The sequence below is a fragment of the Ensifer sp. Root127 genome, assembly GCF_001425225.1.
GTDB lineage: Bacteria > Pseudomonadota > Alphaproteobacteria > Rhizobiales > Rhizobiaceae > Ensifer > Ensifer canadensis.
In genome coordinates this window covers 330707-347151 of record NZ_LMDX01000001.1, presented here as the reverse complement: position 1 = coordinate 347151, position 16445 = coordinate 330707, and the positions used below count along the sequence as shown (strand labels likewise).

Annotated in this window: 17 protein-coding genes and 3 pseudogenes; 11 read left to right on the top strand and 9 right to left on the bottom strand. The window is 60.9% G+C overall.

What is annotated here, in order from left to right:
- Positions 1–67: 67 nt before the first annotated feature.
- The 7 genes and pseudogenes from ASD03_RS38610 to ASD03_RS01610 all read left to right on the top strand — a co-directional run bounded on the left by ASD03_RS38610 (position 68) and on the right by ASD03_RS01610 (position 4848).
- Positions 68–310, top strand: a complete 243-nt coding sequence (locus tag ASD03_RS38610) for a hypothetical protein (RefSeq protein ID WP_128090422.1) — start codon at positions 68–70, stop codon at positions 308–310.
- Positions 311–369: 59 nt separating this feature from the next.
- Positions 370–1408: pseudogene (locus ASD03_RS40265) on the top strand (NAD(P)/FAD-dependent oxidoreductase); the annotation flags it as partial.
- Between the two features lies 1 nt (position 1409).
- Positions 1410–1745: pseudogene (locus ASD03_RS40260) on the top strand (electron transfer flavoprotein-ubiquinone oxidoreductase); the annotation flags it as partial.
- A gap of 3 nt (positions 1746–1748) precedes the next feature.
- Positions 1749–2095: pseudogene (locus ASD03_RS40255) on the top strand (4Fe-4S dicluster domain-containing protein); the annotation flags it as partial.
- 16 nt (positions 2096–2111) lie between these two features.
- Entirely contained in the window at positions 2112–2345 is a 234-nt protein-coding gene (locus tag ASD03_RS39630) for a 4Fe-4S dicluster domain-containing protein (protein ID WP_162250492.1), read from the top strand.
- Positions 2346–2740: 395 nt separating this feature from the next.
- The gene (locus ASD03_RS01615) at positions 2741–3739 is read left to right on the top strand and encodes an ABC transporter substrate-binding protein (RefSeq protein ID WP_025426358.1); all 999 of its coding nucleotides are present in this window, start codon (positions 2741–2743) and stop codon (positions 3737–3739) included.
- Between the two features lie 221 nt (positions 3740–3960).
- Positions 3961–4848 carry a proline/glycine betaine ABC transporter permease gene (locus ASD03_RS01610; protein ID WP_025426359.1) on the top strand — a complete coding sequence of 296 codons (888 nt, stop codon included), beginning with the start codon at positions 3961–3963 and terminating at the stop codon, positions 4846–4848.
- A 69-nt stretch (positions 4849–4917) separates the two neighbouring features.
- Here ASD03_RS01610 and ASD03_RS01605 read toward each other — a convergent pair whose 3' ends face one another.
- Positions 4918–5829 carry a DMT family transporter gene (locus ASD03_RS01605; RefSeq protein ID WP_025426360.1) on the bottom strand — a complete coding sequence of 304 codons (912 nt, stop codon included), beginning with the start codon at positions 5827–5829 and terminating at the stop codon, positions 4918–4920.
- Positions 5830–5980: 151 nt separating this feature from the next.
- Here ASD03_RS01605 and ASD03_RS01600 point away from each other — a divergent pair, with 151 nt between their 5' ends.
- Together ASD03_RS01600 and ASD03_RS01595 are read left to right on the top strand one after the other, a co-directional pair.
- Positions 5981–6448, top strand: coding sequence for an Lrp/AsnC family transcriptional regulator (locus ASD03_RS01600; protein ID WP_025426361.1), 468 nt, complete (start codon positions 5981–5983; stop codon positions 6446–6448).
- A gap of 184 nt (positions 6449–6632) precedes the next feature.
- Positions 6633–7544, top strand: a complete 912-nt coding sequence (locus ASD03_RS01595; protein WP_025426362.1) for a diacylglycerol kinase family protein — start codon at positions 6633–6635, stop codon at positions 7542–7544.
- A 7-nt stretch (positions 7545–7551) separates the two neighbouring features.
- Here the strand turns inward: ASD03_RS01595 and ASD03_RS01590 are convergent, their stop codons facing one another.
- A complete protein-coding gene (locus ASD03_RS01590) occupies positions 7552–9036 on the bottom strand; it encodes a glycosyltransferase family 39 protein (RefSeq protein ID WP_025426363.1) in 1485 nt (494 codons plus the stop codon).
- Complete coding sequence (locus ASD03_RS01585) at positions 9029–10006, bottom strand: glycosyltransferase family 2 protein (RefSeq protein WP_025426364.1); 978 nt, start codon at positions 10004–10006, stop codon at positions 9029–9031. The genes ASD03_RS01590 and ASD03_RS01585 overlap by 8 nt, the downstream gene beginning before the upstream one ends.
- 135 nt (positions 10007–10141) lie before the next feature.
- Here ASD03_RS01585 and ASD03_RS01580 point away from each other — a divergent pair, with 135 nt between their 5' ends.
- The gene (locus ASD03_RS01580; protein WP_025426365.1) at positions 10142–11095 is read left to right on the top strand and encodes a lysylphosphatidylglycerol synthase domain-containing protein; all 954 of its coding nucleotides are present in this window, start codon (positions 10142–10144) and stop codon (positions 11093–11095) included.
- A 12-nt stretch (positions 11096–11107) separates the two neighbouring features.
- Here the strand turns inward: ASD03_RS01580 and ASD03_RS01575 are convergent, their stop codons facing one another.
- The 5 genes from ASD03_RS01575 to ASD03_RS01565 all read right to left on the bottom strand — a co-directional run bounded on the left by ASD03_RS01575 (position 11108) and on the right by ASD03_RS01565 (position 14282).
- Complete coding sequence (locus ASD03_RS01575; protein WP_025426366.1) at positions 11108–12610, bottom strand: AMP nucleosidase; 1503 nt, start codon at positions 12608–12610, stop codon at positions 11108–11110.
- Between the two features lie 172 nt (positions 12611–12782).
- Complete coding sequence (locus ASD03_RS01570; protein ID WP_025426367.1) at positions 12783–13103, bottom strand: YnfA family protein; 321 nt, start codon at positions 13101–13103, stop codon at positions 12783–12785.
- A gap of 93 nt (positions 13104–13196) precedes the next feature.
- Entirely contained in the window at positions 13197–13373 is a 177-nt protein-coding gene (locus ASD03_RS38605) for a hypothetical protein (RefSeq protein WP_162174731.1), read from the bottom strand.
- A gap of 13 nt (positions 13374–13386) precedes the next feature.
- A complete protein-coding gene (locus tag ASD03_RS39840; protein ID WP_025426369.1) occupies positions 13387–13560 on the bottom strand; it encodes a hypothetical protein in 174 nt (57 codons plus the stop codon).
- A gap of 380 nt (positions 13561–13940) precedes the next feature.
- Positions 13941–14282, bottom strand: coding sequence for a DUF2147 domain-containing protein (locus ASD03_RS01565; RefSeq protein ID WP_025426370.1), 342 nt, complete (start codon positions 14280–14282; stop codon positions 13941–13943).
- Between the two features lie 594 nt (positions 14283–14876).
- On the opposite strand from ASD03_RS01565, the gene ASD03_RS01560 reads away from it, so the two are divergent.
- Entirely contained in the window at positions 14877–15143 is a 267-nt protein-coding gene (locus ASD03_RS01560) for a sel1 repeat family protein (protein WP_025426371.1), read from the top strand.
- 67 nt (positions 15144–15210) lie between these two features.
- Here the strand turns inward: ASD03_RS01560 and ASD03_RS01555 are convergent, their stop codons facing one another.
- Positions 15211–16335 carry a pyridoxal phosphate-dependent aminotransferase gene (locus ASD03_RS01555; RefSeq protein WP_057212439.1) on the bottom strand — a complete coding sequence of 375 codons (1125 nt, stop codon included), beginning with the start codon at positions 16333–16335 and terminating at the stop codon, positions 15211–15213.
- Positions 16336–16445: the final 110 nt, after the last annotated feature.

Below are 16445 nucleotides of genomic sequence, written 5' to 3'. Positions count from 1 at the left end.
GAAGGTCGGCGGAGCCCGGAATGAAGCGAAAGGCATGCCGTTCCGGCGCCGTAGGGCGCCTTGCCGAATGCTGGTTGCGGATGGGATTGCCGGCGTCTTCCGCCGGAAAATGAATGCCCGGCCTCCTGACATGGCTATTCGGCAAAAGCAAGGCTGCAAGGCGGCGGCCCACAAGGACATGGGTGAAATCACGTATTTACGTTTACGTTCACGTCATATAGACATTTGTGCTAAACTCATGACCTCATGCGCAAAAGCGGGCATCGACTGTCGCATCCCGGCTCGACAAGCCAAACTGCATTTGCCATGACGAGATGATATGGCCTGGGAACTGAGCTGGCAGAAGACCGGCGAGACTGGAGAGACGGTATGAGCGAGGCGATGGATCTACCCGARCGCGAGAGTATGGAGTTCGACGTGGTGATCGTCGGCGCGGGGCCTGCGGGGCTTTCGGCTGCGATCCGGTTGAAGCAGGTCAATCCCGAGCTTTCGGTGGTGGTGCTGGAAAARGGCGCCGAAGTCGGCGCGCATATCCTGTCGGGYGCCGTCGYCGACCCCATCGGYATCGACCGGTTGCTGCCGGGYTGGCGCGACGAGGCCGACCATCCGTTCAAGACCGAGGTTTGCTCGGTCCCGCCGGCTCGATCCGCCTGCCGAACTTCGCCATGCCGCCGTTGATGAACAATCACGGCAACTACATCGTCTCACTCGGCAATGTCTGYCGCTGGCTTGCCGGCCATGCCGAAGCGCTCGGYGTCGAGATCTATCCGGGCTTTGCCGCAACCGARGTGCTCTATAACGACGAAGGCGCCGTCATCGGTGTCGCCACCGGCGACATGGGCATCGAGCGCAAYGGCGAGCCGGGSCCGAACTTTGCCCGCGGCATGGAACTGCTCGGCAAGTACGTGCTGATCGGCGAGGGCGTGCGCGGCTCGCTCGCCAAAGAGCTGATTTCAAAATTCGATCTCTCTAGGGATCGCGACGTCCARAAATTCGGCATCGGTCTCAAGGAACTGTGGCAGGTCAAGCCCGAGAACCACAGGCCCGGTCTGGTGCAGCACTCGTTCGGCTGGCCGCTCGGCATGAAGACCGGCGGCGGTTCGTTCCTCTACCACCTCGAAGACAACATGGTCGCCGTCGGCTTCGTCGTGCACCTCAACTACAAGAACCCCTATCTCTTCCCGTTCGAGGAGTTCCAGCGGTTCAAGACCCATCCGGCCATTCGCGGCACCTTCGAGGGCGGCAAGCGGCTGTCCTATGGCGCCCGGGCGATCACCGAAGGCGGCTACCAGTCGGTGCCGAAACTGTCGTTCCCCGGCGGCGCGCTGATCGGCTGTTCGGCCGGTTTCGTCAACGTGCCGCGCATCAAGGGCAGCCACAATGCGGTGCTGTCGGGCATTCTGGCGGCNTTCCCCGGCGGCGCGCTGATCGGCTGTTCGGCCGGTTTCGTCAACGTGCCGCGCATCAAGGGCAGCCACAATGCGGTGCTGTCGGGCATTCTGGCGGCTGAGAAGCTGGCGGCGGCAATCGCCAGCGGTCGCGCCAATGACGAGCCGATCGAAATCGAGCGTGGTTGGCGCGACAGCGCCATCGGCCAGGACCTGAAGCGGGTCAGGAACGTCAAGCCGCTGTGGTCGAAGTTCGGCACGGCGGTCGGCGTAGCGCTCGGCGGTCTCGACATGTGGACCAACCAGCTGTTCGGCTTCTCGTTCTTCGGCACGCTGAAACACGGCAAGACCGACGCGNNNGCCTCGAACCGGCCGCCCAGCACAAAAAGATCGACTATCCCAAGCCCGACGGTGTTTTGACCTTCGATCGGCTGTCCTCGGTGTTCCTGTCGAACACCAACCACGAGGAAGACCAGCCGATCCACCTGCAGGTGAAGAATCCGGAGCTGCAGCGCACGTCGGAGCTCGACGTCTTTGCCGGTCCGTCGACGCGCTACTGTCCCGCCGGGGTCTATGAATGGGTGGAAAAGGACGGCCAGCCGGTCTTCGTCATCAACGCGCAGAACTGCGTGCACTGCAAGACCTGCGACATCAAGGACCCGAACCAGAACATCAACTGGGTGCCGCCGCAGGGCGGCGAGGGCCCAGCCGATCCACCTGCAGGTGAAGAATCCGGAGCTGCAGCGCACGTCGGAACTGGACGCCTTTGCCGGTCCGTCGACGCGCTACTGTCCCGCCGGGGTCTATGAATGGGTGGAAAAGGACGGCCAGCCGGTCTTCGTCATCAACGCGCAGAACTGCGTGCACTGCAAGACCTGCGACATCAAGGACCCGAACCAGAACATCAACTGGGTGCCGCCGCAGGGCGGCGAGGGACCGGTCTATCCCAACATGTGAGGGCGGGTTTTCGCGCGACCGCGCAAAAGGAAACATTTGGAGGCGTCGAGCTCTGGCTCGGCGCCTCTTTCATTTCAAGCACACGACCGGACCCGTGTGCGGCGCGCTTTTCTCGGCGCAACGTCATCCTGCTCAGCGGTGAGCCCACATCTCCGGCGCCCCGACAAATGCGGGAGCATTGGGAAAGGCAATCGTTGACGCAAATGGGAAAGTCCTTGCCGGAAAGACCCTATAGCCTTGAGGGTGCCGTTGTCGCGCCAAGCGCGCCGACGGACCTGCAGGCCGTTCGGTCCCTGTTGTTCTTGAGTAGGGCCCAAGCCTGTTGACACGCGACCGATCACTGCGGTGAGATCGGTCGTCCGACGGGACGTACCGCCAGAACAGAGGGAACAGAAATGAACAAGCTTCTAGCAACGACTTGCCTGGCCGCCGGCCTTCTTGGCCTTGCCGGCACGGCCTCGGCGGCCGAATGCGGCGACGTGACGATCGCCAACATGAACTGGCAAAGCGCCGAGGTTCTGGCGAATGTCGACAAGATCATTCTGACGGAAGGCTATGGCTGCAACGCCGAGCTCGTCGTCGGCGATACCGTGCCGACGATCACCTCGATGATCGAAAAGGGCCAGCCCGATATTGCGCCGGAAGGCTGGGTGGACCTTCTGCCCGACGTCGTCAATCGCGGCCTTGAAGAAGGCAAGCTGGTCGGCGCCGCCGTCGCGCTTTCCGACGGCGCCGTCCAGGGTTGGTGGGTGCCGAAATATATCGTCGACGCCAATCCCGACATCAAGACGATCGACGATGTGCTGAAGCACAAGGAACTGTTCCCGGATCCGGAAGATGCCAGCAAGGGCGCCGTCTTCAACGGCCCGCAGGGTTGGGGCGGCACGGTTGTTACGACCCAGCTCTACAAGGCTTATGGCGGCGAGGCAGCCGGCTTCACGCTTGTTGATACCGGCTCGGCCGCCGGCCTCGATGGCTCGATTGCCAAGGCCTATGAACGCAAGCAGGGATGGGTCGGCTACTACTGGGCGCCGACGGCACTTCTCGGCAAATACGAGATGGTGAAGCTCGGCCACGGCGTCGAGGCGGATGCAGCGGAGTGGAAGCGGTGCAACACGGTTGCCGATTGCCCGGACCCGAAGAAGAACGACTGGCCGAAGGACAAGGTCCAGACGCTCCTGACCAAGACGTTCGCCGATCGCGCCGGCCCGGCTTTGGACTACCTGAACAAGCGTGCCTGGACCAACGACACCGTCAACAAGCTGATGGCCTGGATGACCGACAACCAGGCCAGCGGCGAGGAAGGTGCAAAGCACTTCCTCCAGGAAAACCCTGACATCTGGACCACCTGGGTCTCGTCTGATGTCGCGGAGAAGGTGAAGTCGGCGCTTTGATGGCCATCGACTGACGCAATTGGGCGGCGCACCGTTCAGTGCGCCGCCTGCTAAAGCATTTCCTGGAAAAGTGCGAAGCGATTTTCCGCAAGGAAATTTGTGAAAACAAGGAGATAGAGCGTTTCCGAATCTTCGCTTGATCCGGAAACGCTCTAGGTGATTGTCGGCGGACAAAAACAAACAAACGGGGCCGCCGTCGGGGAGCAGTGAAGGGCAATTTGATGGAATGGCTGACCCAGTTTCCGCATATGGATGACGACCGCCTGCGGGCGTTGAAAAAGGCGATCGACGAGGGTTTTCGCACCTTCACGCGCGCTTATGGCGACGGTATCGAAGCGTTCTTCGAGCCGTTGCAATTCTTTCTGATCCAGTCGGAGCGCTTCATGACGCGCACGCCCTGGCCGATCATCATCCTGCTGATCGCGGTTCTCGCCTGGTTTGCGAGCCGGAACTGGAAGATCGTCGCCGGCTGTATCGGCACGCTGTTGCTCATCGGCTATTTCGACATGTGGGACGATACGATGAAGACGATCTCGATGATCTTCGTCTGTACCGTGCTGTCGATCGCCATCGGCATACCGCTCGGCATCGTCATGTCGCGCTCGGACCGAGTCCAGAATGTCGTCAATCCGATTCTCGACGTGATGCAGACCATGCCGAGCTTCGTCTATCTGATTCCGGTGGTCATGCTGCTCGGGATCGGCAAGGTTCCGGGGCTGATTGCGGTGGTGATCTACGCCATCCCGCCGATGATCAGGCTCACCAACCTCGGCATCCGCCTCGTCGACAAGGATGTGCTGGAGGCGGCAGACGCCTTCGGCTCCTCGGGCTGGCAGAAACTGAAGAATGTGCAGATGCCCTTGGCGCTACCGACGATCATGGCCGGCATTAACCAGACGATCATGATGGCGCTGGCCATGGTGGTCATCGCCTCGATGATCGGGGTTCAAGGGCTCGGGCAGCCGGTGCTGAAGGCGATCGCCAACCAGTACTTCACGCTCGGCATCTTCAACGGCCTGGCCATCGTCGGCATCGCCATCATCTTCGACCGCGTCAGCCAGGCCTATGGCCACCGGCTGCAGAAGCATCGCGAGATCGTTCACGGCTGAAAATGACGGTACCAAGCAACAGAGTGGCCCGGAAGCTTTCGCTTCCGGGCCATTTTCCGTTCTGATCCTTCACGCCTTGCGCGGTGAAAGGATGCCGGTCGAGAGCGCCACGCCGACCGCCGTGACAATGGCGGCGACAATTTCGAACGGGCCGATCTGTTCACCGAGAAGAATTGCGCCGCCGAACATTGCCAGTACCGGGGTCAGCGCGGTGAAGGCGGCGGCCTGAGTTCCGCCGAGGCTGCGAACGGCCACGCCATAGGCGACCATCGCGACGAGGCCCGAGAGCAGGCCCTGGCTGGTGATTTGCAGCGCGATCTCCTTCAGCGGAACGCTTGCAAGCGTGCTGCCGAAGATGCCGGCAAGCAGCAGGTGGATAAGAAAAGACCAGACGGCGATCAGTGCACTGCCTTCGAGCGGGCTGAGGCCGGAGCGCCGGAAGGCGTGGGTATAGATCGCCCAGAGCGTGGCTGCCGCCGGAAGGAGGGCGTAGCCGGTCCAGCCGGTGCCAGTGGTGCCGGCAAGGCTGCGGGCGAGCAGAAGGGCAACGCCCGCAACGATGGCGGCAAAGCCGACGATGCGCATCCGGTCTGGACGCTCTCCGAAGAGGGTGATGCCGATCAGCGCCGTCGCCAGCGGCATCGAGCCCCCGAGCAGCACGCCGACCGAAGAGGCGGGCGTCGCATGGATGGCGAAGGCCGCGACCTGAAAGAACAGCGCGCCGGAACCAGCCACCATCAGGAGAAGCAGGAGCAGCGGAAGCTTGCGCGGCAGGAGCCCGATCTTGAGCCAAACCGGTGCAAGAACCAGCGCAGGAACGCCGTAGCGGATGAGGCCGAGATCGATTGTGCCGAGTGCGGTGCCGGCGGTATGCCGTGTCGCAAGAATCCACCCCGCCCAGATCAGGACGGTGACGAAGGCGCCGGCATAGCCGGCGGCGACAGGCGTGGCGTTGCCGCGATCGAGTGTGAGCGCAACCATCTGATTTTCCTTCCCGATTTAAATGCCCACAATCGCTTGGGCCTGGGAAGAAGATTACTGCCTGGGGGCGGGGCATGTCCTTGCGATTTATGCTTCAAATGGCCCATGGTGCGCAATCATATGCCAATACGGCCTCACTGGATTATCAACTATGCCAAGTCTAGATAAATTCGATCTCGCGATTCTCAAGATCTTACAGGAGGACGCGCGGGCAACGAACGTGGAGATTGCCGAACGTGTCAATCTGTCGCCGTCGCCATGCCTGCGGCGCATCCGCAATCTGGAGAAATCGGGGATCCTGCGCGGTTATCGGGCCGACATCGATCGCAAGGAAGTCGGGCTCGGCCTGACCGTTTTCGTGGAAATCAAGGTCGGCCAGCACAGCCGCGAGAATGCCCAGCGTCAGCAAGAGGCGCTGCTTGCCATTCCCGAAGTTGTCTCCTGCTTCCTGATCTCCGGAAATGCCGATTTTCTTGCTGAGGTCGTCGTCGAAGATCTCTCCGCCTATGAGACGCTGCTGACGGAGACATTGCTGGCCATGCCCGGCGTGACTGACATCCGTTCCAACTTCGCCATCCGCTCGATCAAGACAGGTGGTCCGCTCAAGCTGCCGGAGTGACGCCGAAGCAGGTCGGCGACGTTGCCGCCCTGCAGACAAAGGTGGGCAGCGACGGTGAATTCGAGCGCCCGCCGACGCGGGTTCAAGGTTAAGTTTTGGTAAGGCTCTGGAAACGGCGCCGATTGCGATTATCTCATCGCAGTGGACGCCCGTGTGCCACGGCAATGGAGCCTGTAAGCCTTTCATGAAAATCAAAGCTATCTTCAATCGGGATGGTGGGACCTTCCGAACGACGGACATGGCGGCCTATGGCAACAGGGTTGAGGCGGTCTTTCGCGATGCGGGTCACCAGATCGAGATCGCGACCGTCTCGGGCGCCGAGATGCAGGAGACCCTGGAAAAGACCTGCCGGCGCGACGATCTCGACGCAATCGTGGCGGGTGGCGGCGACGGTACGATTTCGGCAGCCGCGGGCGTTGCCTGGAAAACCGGCATGCCGCTTGGGGTCGTTCCTGCGGGGACGATGAACCTTTTTGCGCGCACGCTGAAATTGCCGCTCGATATCTGGAAGGTGCCGGAAGTTCTGGCGCAGGGCACGATCATCGACGGCGATATCGGCAGCGCCGATGGCCGAGCCTTCGTCCACCAGTTCTCGATGGGTCTGCATGCTCGCATGGTGCGCTACCGCGAATCGTTCAGTTTTCGATCGCGCCTGGGCAAGATCACGGCGAGCACACGCGCTGCGGTCGGGGTCATTCTCAATCCGCCGGATTTCGAGATCGAGTTCGACGTGGATGGTCACCATGAAAGCCGGCACGTTTCGGCTGTGTCCGTGTCGAACAACCCGTTCGGGCGCGATACGCTGATGTATGCTGATGACGTGACCGCCGGCCATCTCGGCTTCTACACGGCACCGCCGTTGAGCCCGCCCGGCGTTGCCAAGCTTGCGCTCGACGTGCTGCGCGGCAAGTTCCGCGACAATCCGGTTATTACCGAGATGAGCGGCCATGCTTTGGACCTGCATTTCCCCAAGGTCGACCGGAAGATCAACTGCGTTATCGATGGCGAACTTCTGCCAATGGGCCGCGACGTCGCGTTGAGGATCCATCCCGGCGAACTCAAACTGCTCGTCGGCGCCGACCGGTCTAGTTCGTGACCCCGGGTCAGTCCCTGACCCAGAGGTAGCCGAAAGTGTACCGGTCTTCAGCCTTGCCGTGCAGGTAGGGCAGGGACAGAACCTGTGGCGTTGCCGACGTCGTCGAAAATCCACGCGTTTTCATGGCGTTTGCCAGCGCCTCGGGCAGGATTGGCTCCGCCTTGCCGTCATCGCTCCAGACGACGAGCAGCGGCAACGATGCGCTGGCCGTCCCTGCGTCAAGATAGCCGGGGGTGAGCACGGGAGCATCGTGAAGGTGCGTGCGAAGGTTGCCACCGATCAACCTGTCTTTCGCAAGGATCAGGGCCGGTTCGCGACCCCCGAGCTTAACGACCGCTTCGGCCAGCGTGGCGTAGGGAATGCTCAATCGCGAATATTTGCCGAAGAGCGGCCGCACGATTGCGCGGGCGGAAACCACCATCAGCGTAGTGAGCACGATGAAGGCCACGAGCCACAGGAACGGTCGAAGTTTAAACGCGGCATCGACGCCAGCCGCTTCGACCTTGAGGCAGAGATAGAGCGGCAGGAGAATCAGGAAGAGCACGAGCCACTTTTCCCGGATATGCGTGGCTCCGACCCCCAGAACAATCAATAGGACTGCCACGAGGCAGATTGCAAGCATACGGCCGACAACGCGAGTCCATTGGCTTTGCGCCGACCAAATCGCAGGAATGCTCTTGCGGAATATGAGTCCGAACACGATCAGCGGCACGATACCGCCGCGGATCGTGGCGGCAATGAGCGAAACCACGCCGCCGAACGCCTGTGCGAGGCGGCCTTCGGAATGGGCCTCGCGCATCTCAAGAAAGGTGTTGTTTGAGGCGGAGCCGAGGTTTTCGAGGATCCACCAGCCATGCGGCAAAGCGATCAGTGCCGCAACCAACAGCGAGACCAGGATACGCCAGTCGAAAAGGCGCTCGCGTAGCTTGGGTTCCGGCAGAATGGCAAGGACGGCAGCGGCGGGTACAAGCGCAAAATTGTACTTGGAGATGAAGCCGATGCCGACAGCAAGGCCGGTCAGCAGATAGGCCGCGAGACTCGGCCGGACCAATGTCCGCAGGAAGCCGTAGAGAAACAGTGATACGGCGAACAGTGCCGCGACCGTATGGGAAAGGTCACGCTGCGCAAGTAGGAAAATCGGCGGCAGTGTCAGCACGCCGAGCATGGCAATCAGCGCCAGGCGCTTTTCTGCAAGGACTTCGCGCGCGGCGAAGCCATAGAAGAGACAGCAAAGAAACAGAAGCAGGTTCTTGAGCACCGTCATCGTCGCGAGAGACGGTCCGAAAACGGATGCAAGCCCGTATTGCAGCCAGTTGTAGAAGGGCGGTTGCGCGCCGTAACCGAGCCGCAGGAACTGCGACACGAATGCCTGCTCCGCCTCGTCGATTTCGAGCGAATTCGAAACGGCGAGACGCAGGCTGATGCAGAGCAGGAAATAGCCGGCGAGTAGGGCGGTGACGAGGTTGGGTCGCCGCTCGACGAACTCAAACATTCGTTTGATCCCGTACAAAGACCTCACGCACGATATAGCTGGTGGTTTCGTCGTCGCGGAAATAGGCACGCGCCATCATCTCGGCGAGAATGCCTGTTGTCACGAGTTGCACCGACGACAGAAACAGCATCACGCCAACGATCAGCATCGGGCGGGTGCCGATGTCGTTGCCGAGAAGGAACTTGTCGAAGGCAAGATAGAGCAGGATGAGGACGCTCGCCGCCCCGGCTGCAAGCCCGATCGAGCCGAAGAAGTGGCCCGGGCGCGCCTTGTAGCGCATGAAGAACAGAACCGAAAGCAGATCGAGGATCACGCGGAAGGTGCGCGAGATACCGTATTTCGAGTGGCCATGCTGGCGCGCGTGGTGGGTCACCGGCATTTCGCCGATGCGGCTGCTGGGTACGACCCCTGCGACCCAGGCGGGGATGAAGCGATGCATCTCGCCCATCAGCTTGACCTGCTTGATGATCGAGGCGCGGTAAACCTTCAGGCTGCAACCATAGTCGTGCAGCCGGACGCCGGTGATCTTGCCGATTAGCCGGTTGGCGCACCAGGACGGGATTTTTCTGAGCAACAGCCCATCTTGACGATTCTTGCGCCAGCCGACGAGCAGGTCGAGTTGCCGCTCCTCGATTGCTTTGACCATAGCGGGAATATCGACCGGGTCGTTCTGCAGATCACCGTCGAGTGTGGCGATCAACCGGCCGGACGCCGCGTCGATGCCGGATTGCATGGCGGCGGTCTGCCCGAAGTTCTTCTGCAGTTCGATGATTTTCAGCTGAAGATCGGGGCGACAGAGCGCCTTCCTTGCATTGGTGAGCGTGCGATCGGTGCTGCCGTCATCGACCAGGATCAGCTCCCAAGGGGCTGAAAAATTCACCATGGCGTCACTGACGCGCGTGATGAGCGGCTCAATGCTGTCCTCTTCGTTGAAGACTGGGATGACGACGGATAGCTCGATGGGCAGCATGGGATCGCTCGTGCATTCGGCGCGCCTTGCACGAGCCGGAAGAATAGGGGTGCGCTTACATAATCATTTTCTTGCACAGTTATCGGTGATAACCAACGTGCAAAGTTGTGTTTCAACACGGGAAATCGGCGTCTGATGAATTCTGGCTGCGAGTTCGAGCGGCGATCGTGGCTGGCGCGCAACCGTGTGACGCTGATATCGGCCGCGGCGATTGTCGCCTATGCGGTTTTTGTCCAGTGGATCTGGGGCTGGCGAACGCTGCTCGATCAATGGACGAAAATCGGCGTCGGTTCCGGGCTCGCGGCCCTGATACTTCTTGTCGCCACCTATTTCATTCGCTGCTATCGCATCTATGATTATTTCCCGGCGGAAACGTCAGGCCGGTTTCTGGCGCTGTTTCGCGTCACCCAAGTCCACAATCTCCTGAACATCATGTTGCCTTTTCGCGCCGGAGAGACGAGCTTTCCACTGTTGATGCGGTCGGAATTCTCCATCCCGCTGGCGCGGGGGACCGCGGCACTTCTGGTCATGCGGCTGCTCGACCTGCATGCCCTGTTGACGGTCGCCGCAGTCGGCCTGGTTTTTGGCCGCGGATCAGGCGTCGCCTGGGCGCTCTGGATCGCGGCGCTGGTCGCGCCACTTCCGTTCTTTCTGTTGAAGGATCGCGTTGTCGCCCTGGCGCGGCGGTTGCTGCCGGCAAGACTGGAATCGATCGTCGAAGAGCTGGATACAGGTCTGCCCGGCACGACAAAGGCATTCCTCAGGGCCTGGGCGATGACCATTCTGAATTGGGCGGTCAAGGTGGTGGTTCTCGCCTGGGTTCTGGCGATCATGGGTGTCGCGCCGCTTGCTGCCTGTTTTGGCGGGGCTCTTGGCGGCGAACTCTCCTCCGTCTTGCCGATGCACGCGCCGGCGGGCGTCGGCACTTATCCCGCAGCGATCGCCGCCGGCGCCGTTTCTTTCGGAGCAGGGGCGGACCGCGCAGCGCTGGAGCAATTGGCCGGCGCCGGCGTCAACGCGCATCTGCTGATCATCGTGTCCGCTGTCGCGGGCACGATGCTGTCGATGCTTCTGCAGAGAAAGCCGTAGGCGCCGTCACGGTTACTGGAACGACGTCTCGTAGAAGCTTCTGAGCTTGCGGGAGTGCAGCTTCTCAGGCGGCATCGCCGCAAGTTTCTGCAAAGCGAGGATCCCGATCTTCAGATGCTGGCTGACCTGTGTCCGGTAGAAGGCTGTTGCCATGCCCGGAAGCTTCAACTCGCCGTGAAGCGGCTTGTCTGAAACGCAAAGCAGCGTGCCGTAGGGCACGCGGAAGCGGAAGCCGTTGGCCGCGATCGTCGCCGATTCCATGTCGAGTGCGATCGCGCGCGCCTGCGACAGGCGCTTGACCGGTCCGCGCTGGTCGCGCAGTTCCCAGTTGCGGTTGTCGATGGTGGCAACGGTGCCGGTGCGCATGATCTGCTTGAGATCATAGTCGCGGTAGCCGGTGACCTCCGCCACGGCGTCCTGCAACGCCACCTGCACTTCGGCAAGTGCCGGCAGGGGGATCCAGACCGGCAGGTCGTCGTCCAGCACATGGTCTTCGCGCATATAGGCATGGGCAAGAACATAGTCGCCGAGGCGCTGGCTGTTCCTGAGCCCGGCGCAGTGCCCGAGCATCAGCCAGACATGCGGGCGCAGCACGGCGATATGGTCGGTGATCGTCTTGGCGTTCGATGGGCCAACGCCGATATTGACCATGGTGATGCCGCCGTGGCCCTTCTTCTTCAGGTGGTAGGCGGGCATCTGCGGCAGGCGGGCGAGCGTATAGTCCGTTTCCGGCTTGTCGGAACCGGCAGGCGTGATGATGTTGCCGGGCTCGACGAAGGCCGTGTAGCCGTTGCCGCCCTCCGCCATCTGCTGGCGCGCCCAGGCGCAGAACTCGTCGATGTAGAACTGATAGTTGGTGAACAGTACGAAGTTCTGGAAATGCGTCGCACTCGTGGCCGTGTAGTGGCTGAGGCGGGCAAGCGAATAGTCGATGCGCTGCGCGGTGAACGGTGCAAGCGGGGAGGGTTCGCCCGGGCCAGGTTCGTAGGAGCCGTTGGCGATCTCGTCGTCGGTCGTCGTCAGATCAGGTGCGTCGAACAGGTCGCGTAGCGGAATATCGATGGCTTCGCCCGCCGACGCTTCGACGTGGGCGCCTTCGCCGAAGGCGAAATGCAGCGGGACCGGGGTGGAGGATTCGGACACGGTAATGCCGAGGCCGTGATTACGCATCAGGTGCCCCAACTGTTCCTTCAGATAGTGCCGAAACAGTTTTGGTCGCGTGATCGTCGTGGTGTAGACGCCCGGTGCGCTGACATAACCGTAGGACAGGCGGGAATCGACATGGCCGAAGCTGCTGGTCTCGATGCTGACCTGCGGGTAGCAGGCGCGGTAGCGCGTCAGGGTCACGCCGTTCTTGCCCAGCCCCTCGAAAGCCTCTGTGAGGAACCGGGTATTGCGATCGTAGAGCGCCTCCAGGCAATCGACTGCCGCCGCCGGATCATCGAAGAACTGCGGCTCGAACGGATCGGGTGTGGAGACGGAAAGGACGGAGTGTGAAGAGATTCGCTTGTTCATGTCGCATTATAGGCTGAGGCCTCTGACAAGCAAACGACAAGATGCTGGCATGCACAACCGCGTCTGGCAGAACAACTTTACAGCGTTGCGCGTCAGATATGACGCGCAAAGGACGCTGTAAAGCTTTAAACTCTCTGCATAAATGCCTTTAAGGCATTATGCAGAAGCGGTCTTAGCGTGGTCCAGCAAGGATGAGGGCGCTGCCTATGAGCGCGACGACCATTCCGGTCAGATCCCAGCGATCGGGCCGCACGCCTTCGGCAAGCCACAGCCAGATGAGTGACGCGGCGATATAGACCCCGCCGTAGGCCGCATAGGCTCGGCCGGCTGCCGAGCTGTCGATCAGTGTCAGCAGCCAGGCAAACAGTGCCAGCGACGCCATGCCCGGGATCAGCCACCAGATCGGCTTGTCGAGTTTCAGCCAGGCCCAGAAGGCGAAACATCCTGCGATCTCGGCAAGGGCGGCAAGGGAATAGACGGCATAGGCTGGCATCGATAGCAGATCCTTTCAGCCGTGAAAGGACAGGAAGGCGCTCGGCGATGCAAGAGAGACAGGCAAATTAAAAGGCGCCGGTGGCGCCTTCGGTCAGCTCATGGATTGACGCTGCAGCGTCACGAAGAGAACGAGGCCGGCGCCCTGCTTGCCGATGCCGAGGCCATTGGCCTTGCTATAGGCGAGCGCCCCAACCGGCGCCATCAGCAGGCTGGCAAGTGCAAGAACACGCAGCGAGAGAAAGGCGGATGTGGAAAGGGCGGCCAGCATGTCGGTTTCTCCCTTAGAGCTTGGCTTGGCAGTATTGCGCTGTATGCGCTGTGCAATCCGTCAGCGAGCCGAGATAAGTGTTGCTGCGGCGACGTTCGGTATCTGCGCTGACTGCGGCCGCGAGGGTCATCGCAAAAACAACCATAAGAAGGCTGATAATAGTGAGGCGCCGAGCAAGAATGTCCATGGTTCTGTCCGTTGGTCTGGAGGCGGTTCAAATCGATTGAGCGTGTTTTCGCACAACCAAACTGAACTCTTGCTGATACGGTCGTTCATCTGGCGTTCATCTTGCGATTGAAATAGCCGCCGTTCTCGCGGGGCAGGGCGCGCGCCCAAGCCAACGATGCGGCAGATGGGCGGTCTTTGGCAGGCGGCTGGATGCGCCTGACATTTCAAAAACAAAACCCACCGAAAATATCGGCGGGTTTGTCAACGCTCTGGGAGCGACCCCGATGGCCACCCTTTTGTATCGATCTTAAAGCGCGTCGCGATCTCGCGATTTAAGTTCTTGTTTTACGCATGCCGTTATCGCAAACGCGCGGCACACTTTTGCGCGACATGCTCTAGCTAGAGGCGCGACCAGGTCTGCGATTTGCAGAGAATCTTGAGCACGCAGCCCTTCATCTTCAGCGAGTTGCCGCTGACTGCACCCGAGCCGCTATAGGTCTTGTCGGTTTCGGGATCGGTGATCTCTCCGGAATAGCTGCCATCCGTGCCGGACAGGTTGCCGATCCGCTTGCCGGCGTGTTTGCCAGTCTTCAGCGTGACGCAGAAAGCGCCGCCGCAAGGGGCAATCTCGGCCGTAGCGCCGGTTGCGGTCTTCCAGTTGCCGACGATCGGTTCGGCGGCAACGGCCGTTCCGACGACGCCAAGAGCGAGAGCCGCGGTCATGAACAGGGTACGGTACATTCATTCCTCCAGATAGAAGTTGCCGGCGCGGTCCGCTTCGCCGGCATCTCTGCAGATATCCTCGTTTGAAAGGCAGTCTCCTCACCGCCGCGCGCACGATAGCTTACGCGTACGTAAAGGTAAACTGGCTTGAACAAGGCCGTTTATGCTTTTTCTTTGCCGGGTTCAGGCGGAGAAAAATCGAGGAAGGACGGCGTTGGCAGGCCGGGTGCTTGTTTCGTGGTTACCGTTTGGTTGAAATCGGCAGTTGAATATTTCGTAAATTTTTATTCGAATGCGCCGGATTTCCGGCCTTTCGATGTTTAACAAAAACTCAAGTTTACCAAGTGTTTGGACTTTGTTTGTCGCAAATTAATCATGCATTTTAAGCGCGTATTGAAGGCCGTGCTGCATAGTAAGACCCATAAGACGAGCGGAGAAATTCACCCCGCCAAATGACCGAAGACGACGCTGCAAAAGATGGCGCGGTTCGGAAAGGCCCACAAAGAGGCGCGGTCGAACAGGGACCAAAAACGAATGCTGATCTGGAGCATGGTCCGCCTCCAAAGGGCGGGCCGCTTCGGAAAACCAACCAGGCAAAACAGGGACAAGACAATGGCACGCTTTGATATGCAGGTTGCTTCGAATACCGCGATGGGTGGTGAAAACCAGGCGGACGTGTTCTGCGAAATGGGTCTGGCCTATGCGACCGGCCGCGGTCGGCCGGTCGATCTGGTGGCCGCCCACAAATGGCTGAACATTGCCGCGATCAAGGGCTGCGACCGCGCCGTTGATCTGCGCGCTGACCTCTCGATGACCATGAGCAAATCCGACCTCGCAGCCGCGCTTCGTGCCGCCCGCGAATGGATGACCGTTCACTGAACGACAAGGCGGGAGCAAGCTCCCGTCCAGCGGCGCCCGCCAGCGCGCAGGCGCCGGAGATGAAGGCCTATTGGCCGCCTGCCAGTTTGGCCAGAACCTGCGGCAGGGCAGCTTCAAGCAGATCCATCTCCGCTTCCGGCCCGGTGCTGACGCGAATGCAGCGATTGAGCGGGGCTACGCCGGGCATGCGGATGAAGATGCCGTGGTCGCTCATCAGTGTATCGACGATCGCACGCGCATAGACCGCGTCCCGTCCACAATCGATCGCAACGAAATTGGTCGCAGAAACGAGCGGCGACAATCCGTTGCGCCTGGCGATCTCTGCGATGCGTTCGCGCGAATGCGCGATCCTTGCCGTTACCGAGTTCAGATAATCCTGATCCGCAAGCGCCGCCACCGCCGCCGCCACGCCGATCCGGTTCATCCCGAAATGATTGCGGATCTTGTCGAATGCCTGGGCAGTCCCGGGCGTGGTGATGACGTAACCAACCCGTGACCCGGCAAGGCCATAGGCCTTGGAGAAGGTCCGAGTCCTCACGACATTTGGCATGTCGATCAAGCTGTTGATGGCGGGTAGGGCCTCAGCAGGAGCGGTTTCGCAATAGGCTTCGTCAAGAATGAAGAGCGTTGTTTCGGGCAAGGCCCTGGCGAACTCGACGATGCGCTCGGCGTCCCACCAGCTTCCCATCGGATTGTCAGGATTGGCGAAATAGACGAGCGGGGCGTTTTCCTTTTCGACGGCTGCAAGCAAGCCATCGAGGTCCTCGCGATCGCCGACATACGGCACCGTCACCAGCCGGCCCCCGTGACCGACGACGTGATAGTTGAAGGTCGGATAGGCACCGAGCGATGTGACGACCGGCATGCCGGGTTCGATGACGAGCCGCACGATCTGCCCGAGCAGGCCATCGATGCCTTCGCCGATCGCAATGTTGGCGGCAGGGACACCAAGCCGGGCAGCCAGCGCCTGCTTCAGATCATGGTTTTCCGGGTCCGCATATTTCCACGTTCCCGTTGCCGCCTCTCGCATCGCCTGCACGACGCTTTCAGCAGGTCCGAACCCGCTTTCGTTGGCGCCAATACGGGCCGCGATGGCGCGCCCGCGCTGGCGCTCAATGGCCTCAGGCCCGACGAAGGGAATGGTGGAGGGCAGGGATTGGATGAGCGGCGTGAAGCGAGAGAATGCGGACATGCTTTATATAAGGCCCCGTTCGAACAAAGTTCGCGGAACTTAACCCATGCTTCGGCAATGCGGAATCGCCTTGATGAGAAAGCCGTCGCGAATTGTTGCGTTTTGACGCC

Excerpts from the sequence above, each read along its gene's own strand:
- ASD03_RS01585 (WP_025426364.1), bottom strand. The coding sequence starts at position 10,006 with ATGCTGCCCATCGAGCTATCCGTCGTCATCCCAGTCTTCAACGAAGAG.
- ASD03_RS01595 (WP_025426362.1), top strand. The coding sequence starts at position 6,633 with ATGAAAATCAAAGCTATCTTCAATCGGGATGGTGGGACCTTCCGAACG.
- ASD03_RS38610 (WP_128090422.1), top strand. The coding sequence starts at position 68 with ATGCTGGTTGCGGATGGGATTGCCGGCGTCTTCCGCCGGAAAATGAAT.
- ASD03_RS01600 (WP_025426361.1), top strand. The coding sequence starts at position 5,981 with ATGCCAAGTCTAGATAAATTCGATCTCGCGATTCTCAAGATCTTACAG.
- ASD03_RS01610 (WP_025426359.1), top strand. The coding sequence starts at position 3,961 with ATGGAATGGCTGACCCAGTTTCCGCATATGGATGACGACCGCCTGCGG.
- ASD03_RS38605 (WP_162174731.1), bottom strand. The coding sequence starts at position 13,373 with ATGCTGGCCGCCCTTTCCACATCCGCCTTTCTCTCGCTGCGTGTTCTT.
- ASD03_RS01605 (WP_025426360.1), bottom strand. The coding sequence starts at position 5,829 with ATGGTTGCGCTCACACTCGATCGCGGCAACGCCACGCCTGTCGCCGCC.
- ASD03_RS01560 (WP_025426371.1), top strand. The coding sequence starts at position 14,877 with ATGGCACGCTTTGATATGCAGGTTGCTTCGAATACCGCGATGGGTGGT.
- ASD03_RS39840 (WP_025426369.1), bottom strand. The coding sequence starts at position 13,560 with ATGGACATTCTTGCTCGGCGCCTCACTATTATCAGCCTTCTTATGGTT.
- ASD03_RS01575 (WP_025426366.1), bottom strand. The coding sequence starts at position 12,610 with ATGAACAAGCGAATCTCTTCACACTCCGTCCTTTCCGTCTCCACACCC.
- ASD03_RS01615 (WP_025426358.1), top strand. The coding sequence starts at position 2,741 with ATGAACAAGCTTCTAGCAACGACTTGCCTGGCCGCCGGCCTTCTTGGC.
- ASD03_RS01555 (WP_057212439.1), bottom strand. The coding sequence starts at position 16,335 with ATGTCCGCATTCTCTCGCTTCACGCCGCTCATCCAATCCCTGCCCTCC.
- ASD03_RS01590 (WP_025426363.1), bottom strand. The coding sequence starts at position 9,036 with ATGTTTGAGTTCGTCGAGCGGCGACCCAACCTCGTCACCGCCCTACTC.
- ASD03_RS01580 (WP_025426365.1), top strand. The coding sequence starts at position 10,142 with ATGAATTCTGGCTGCGAGTTCGAGCGGCGATCGTGGCTGGCGCGCAAC.
- ASD03_RS01570 (WP_025426367.1), bottom strand. The coding sequence starts at position 13,103 with ATGCCAGCCTATGCCGTCTATTCCCTTGCCGCCCTTGCCGAGATCGCA.
- ASD03_RS01565 (WP_025426370.1), bottom strand. The coding sequence starts at position 14,282 with ATGTACCGTACCCTGTTCATGACCGCGGCTCTCGCTCTTGGCGTCGTC.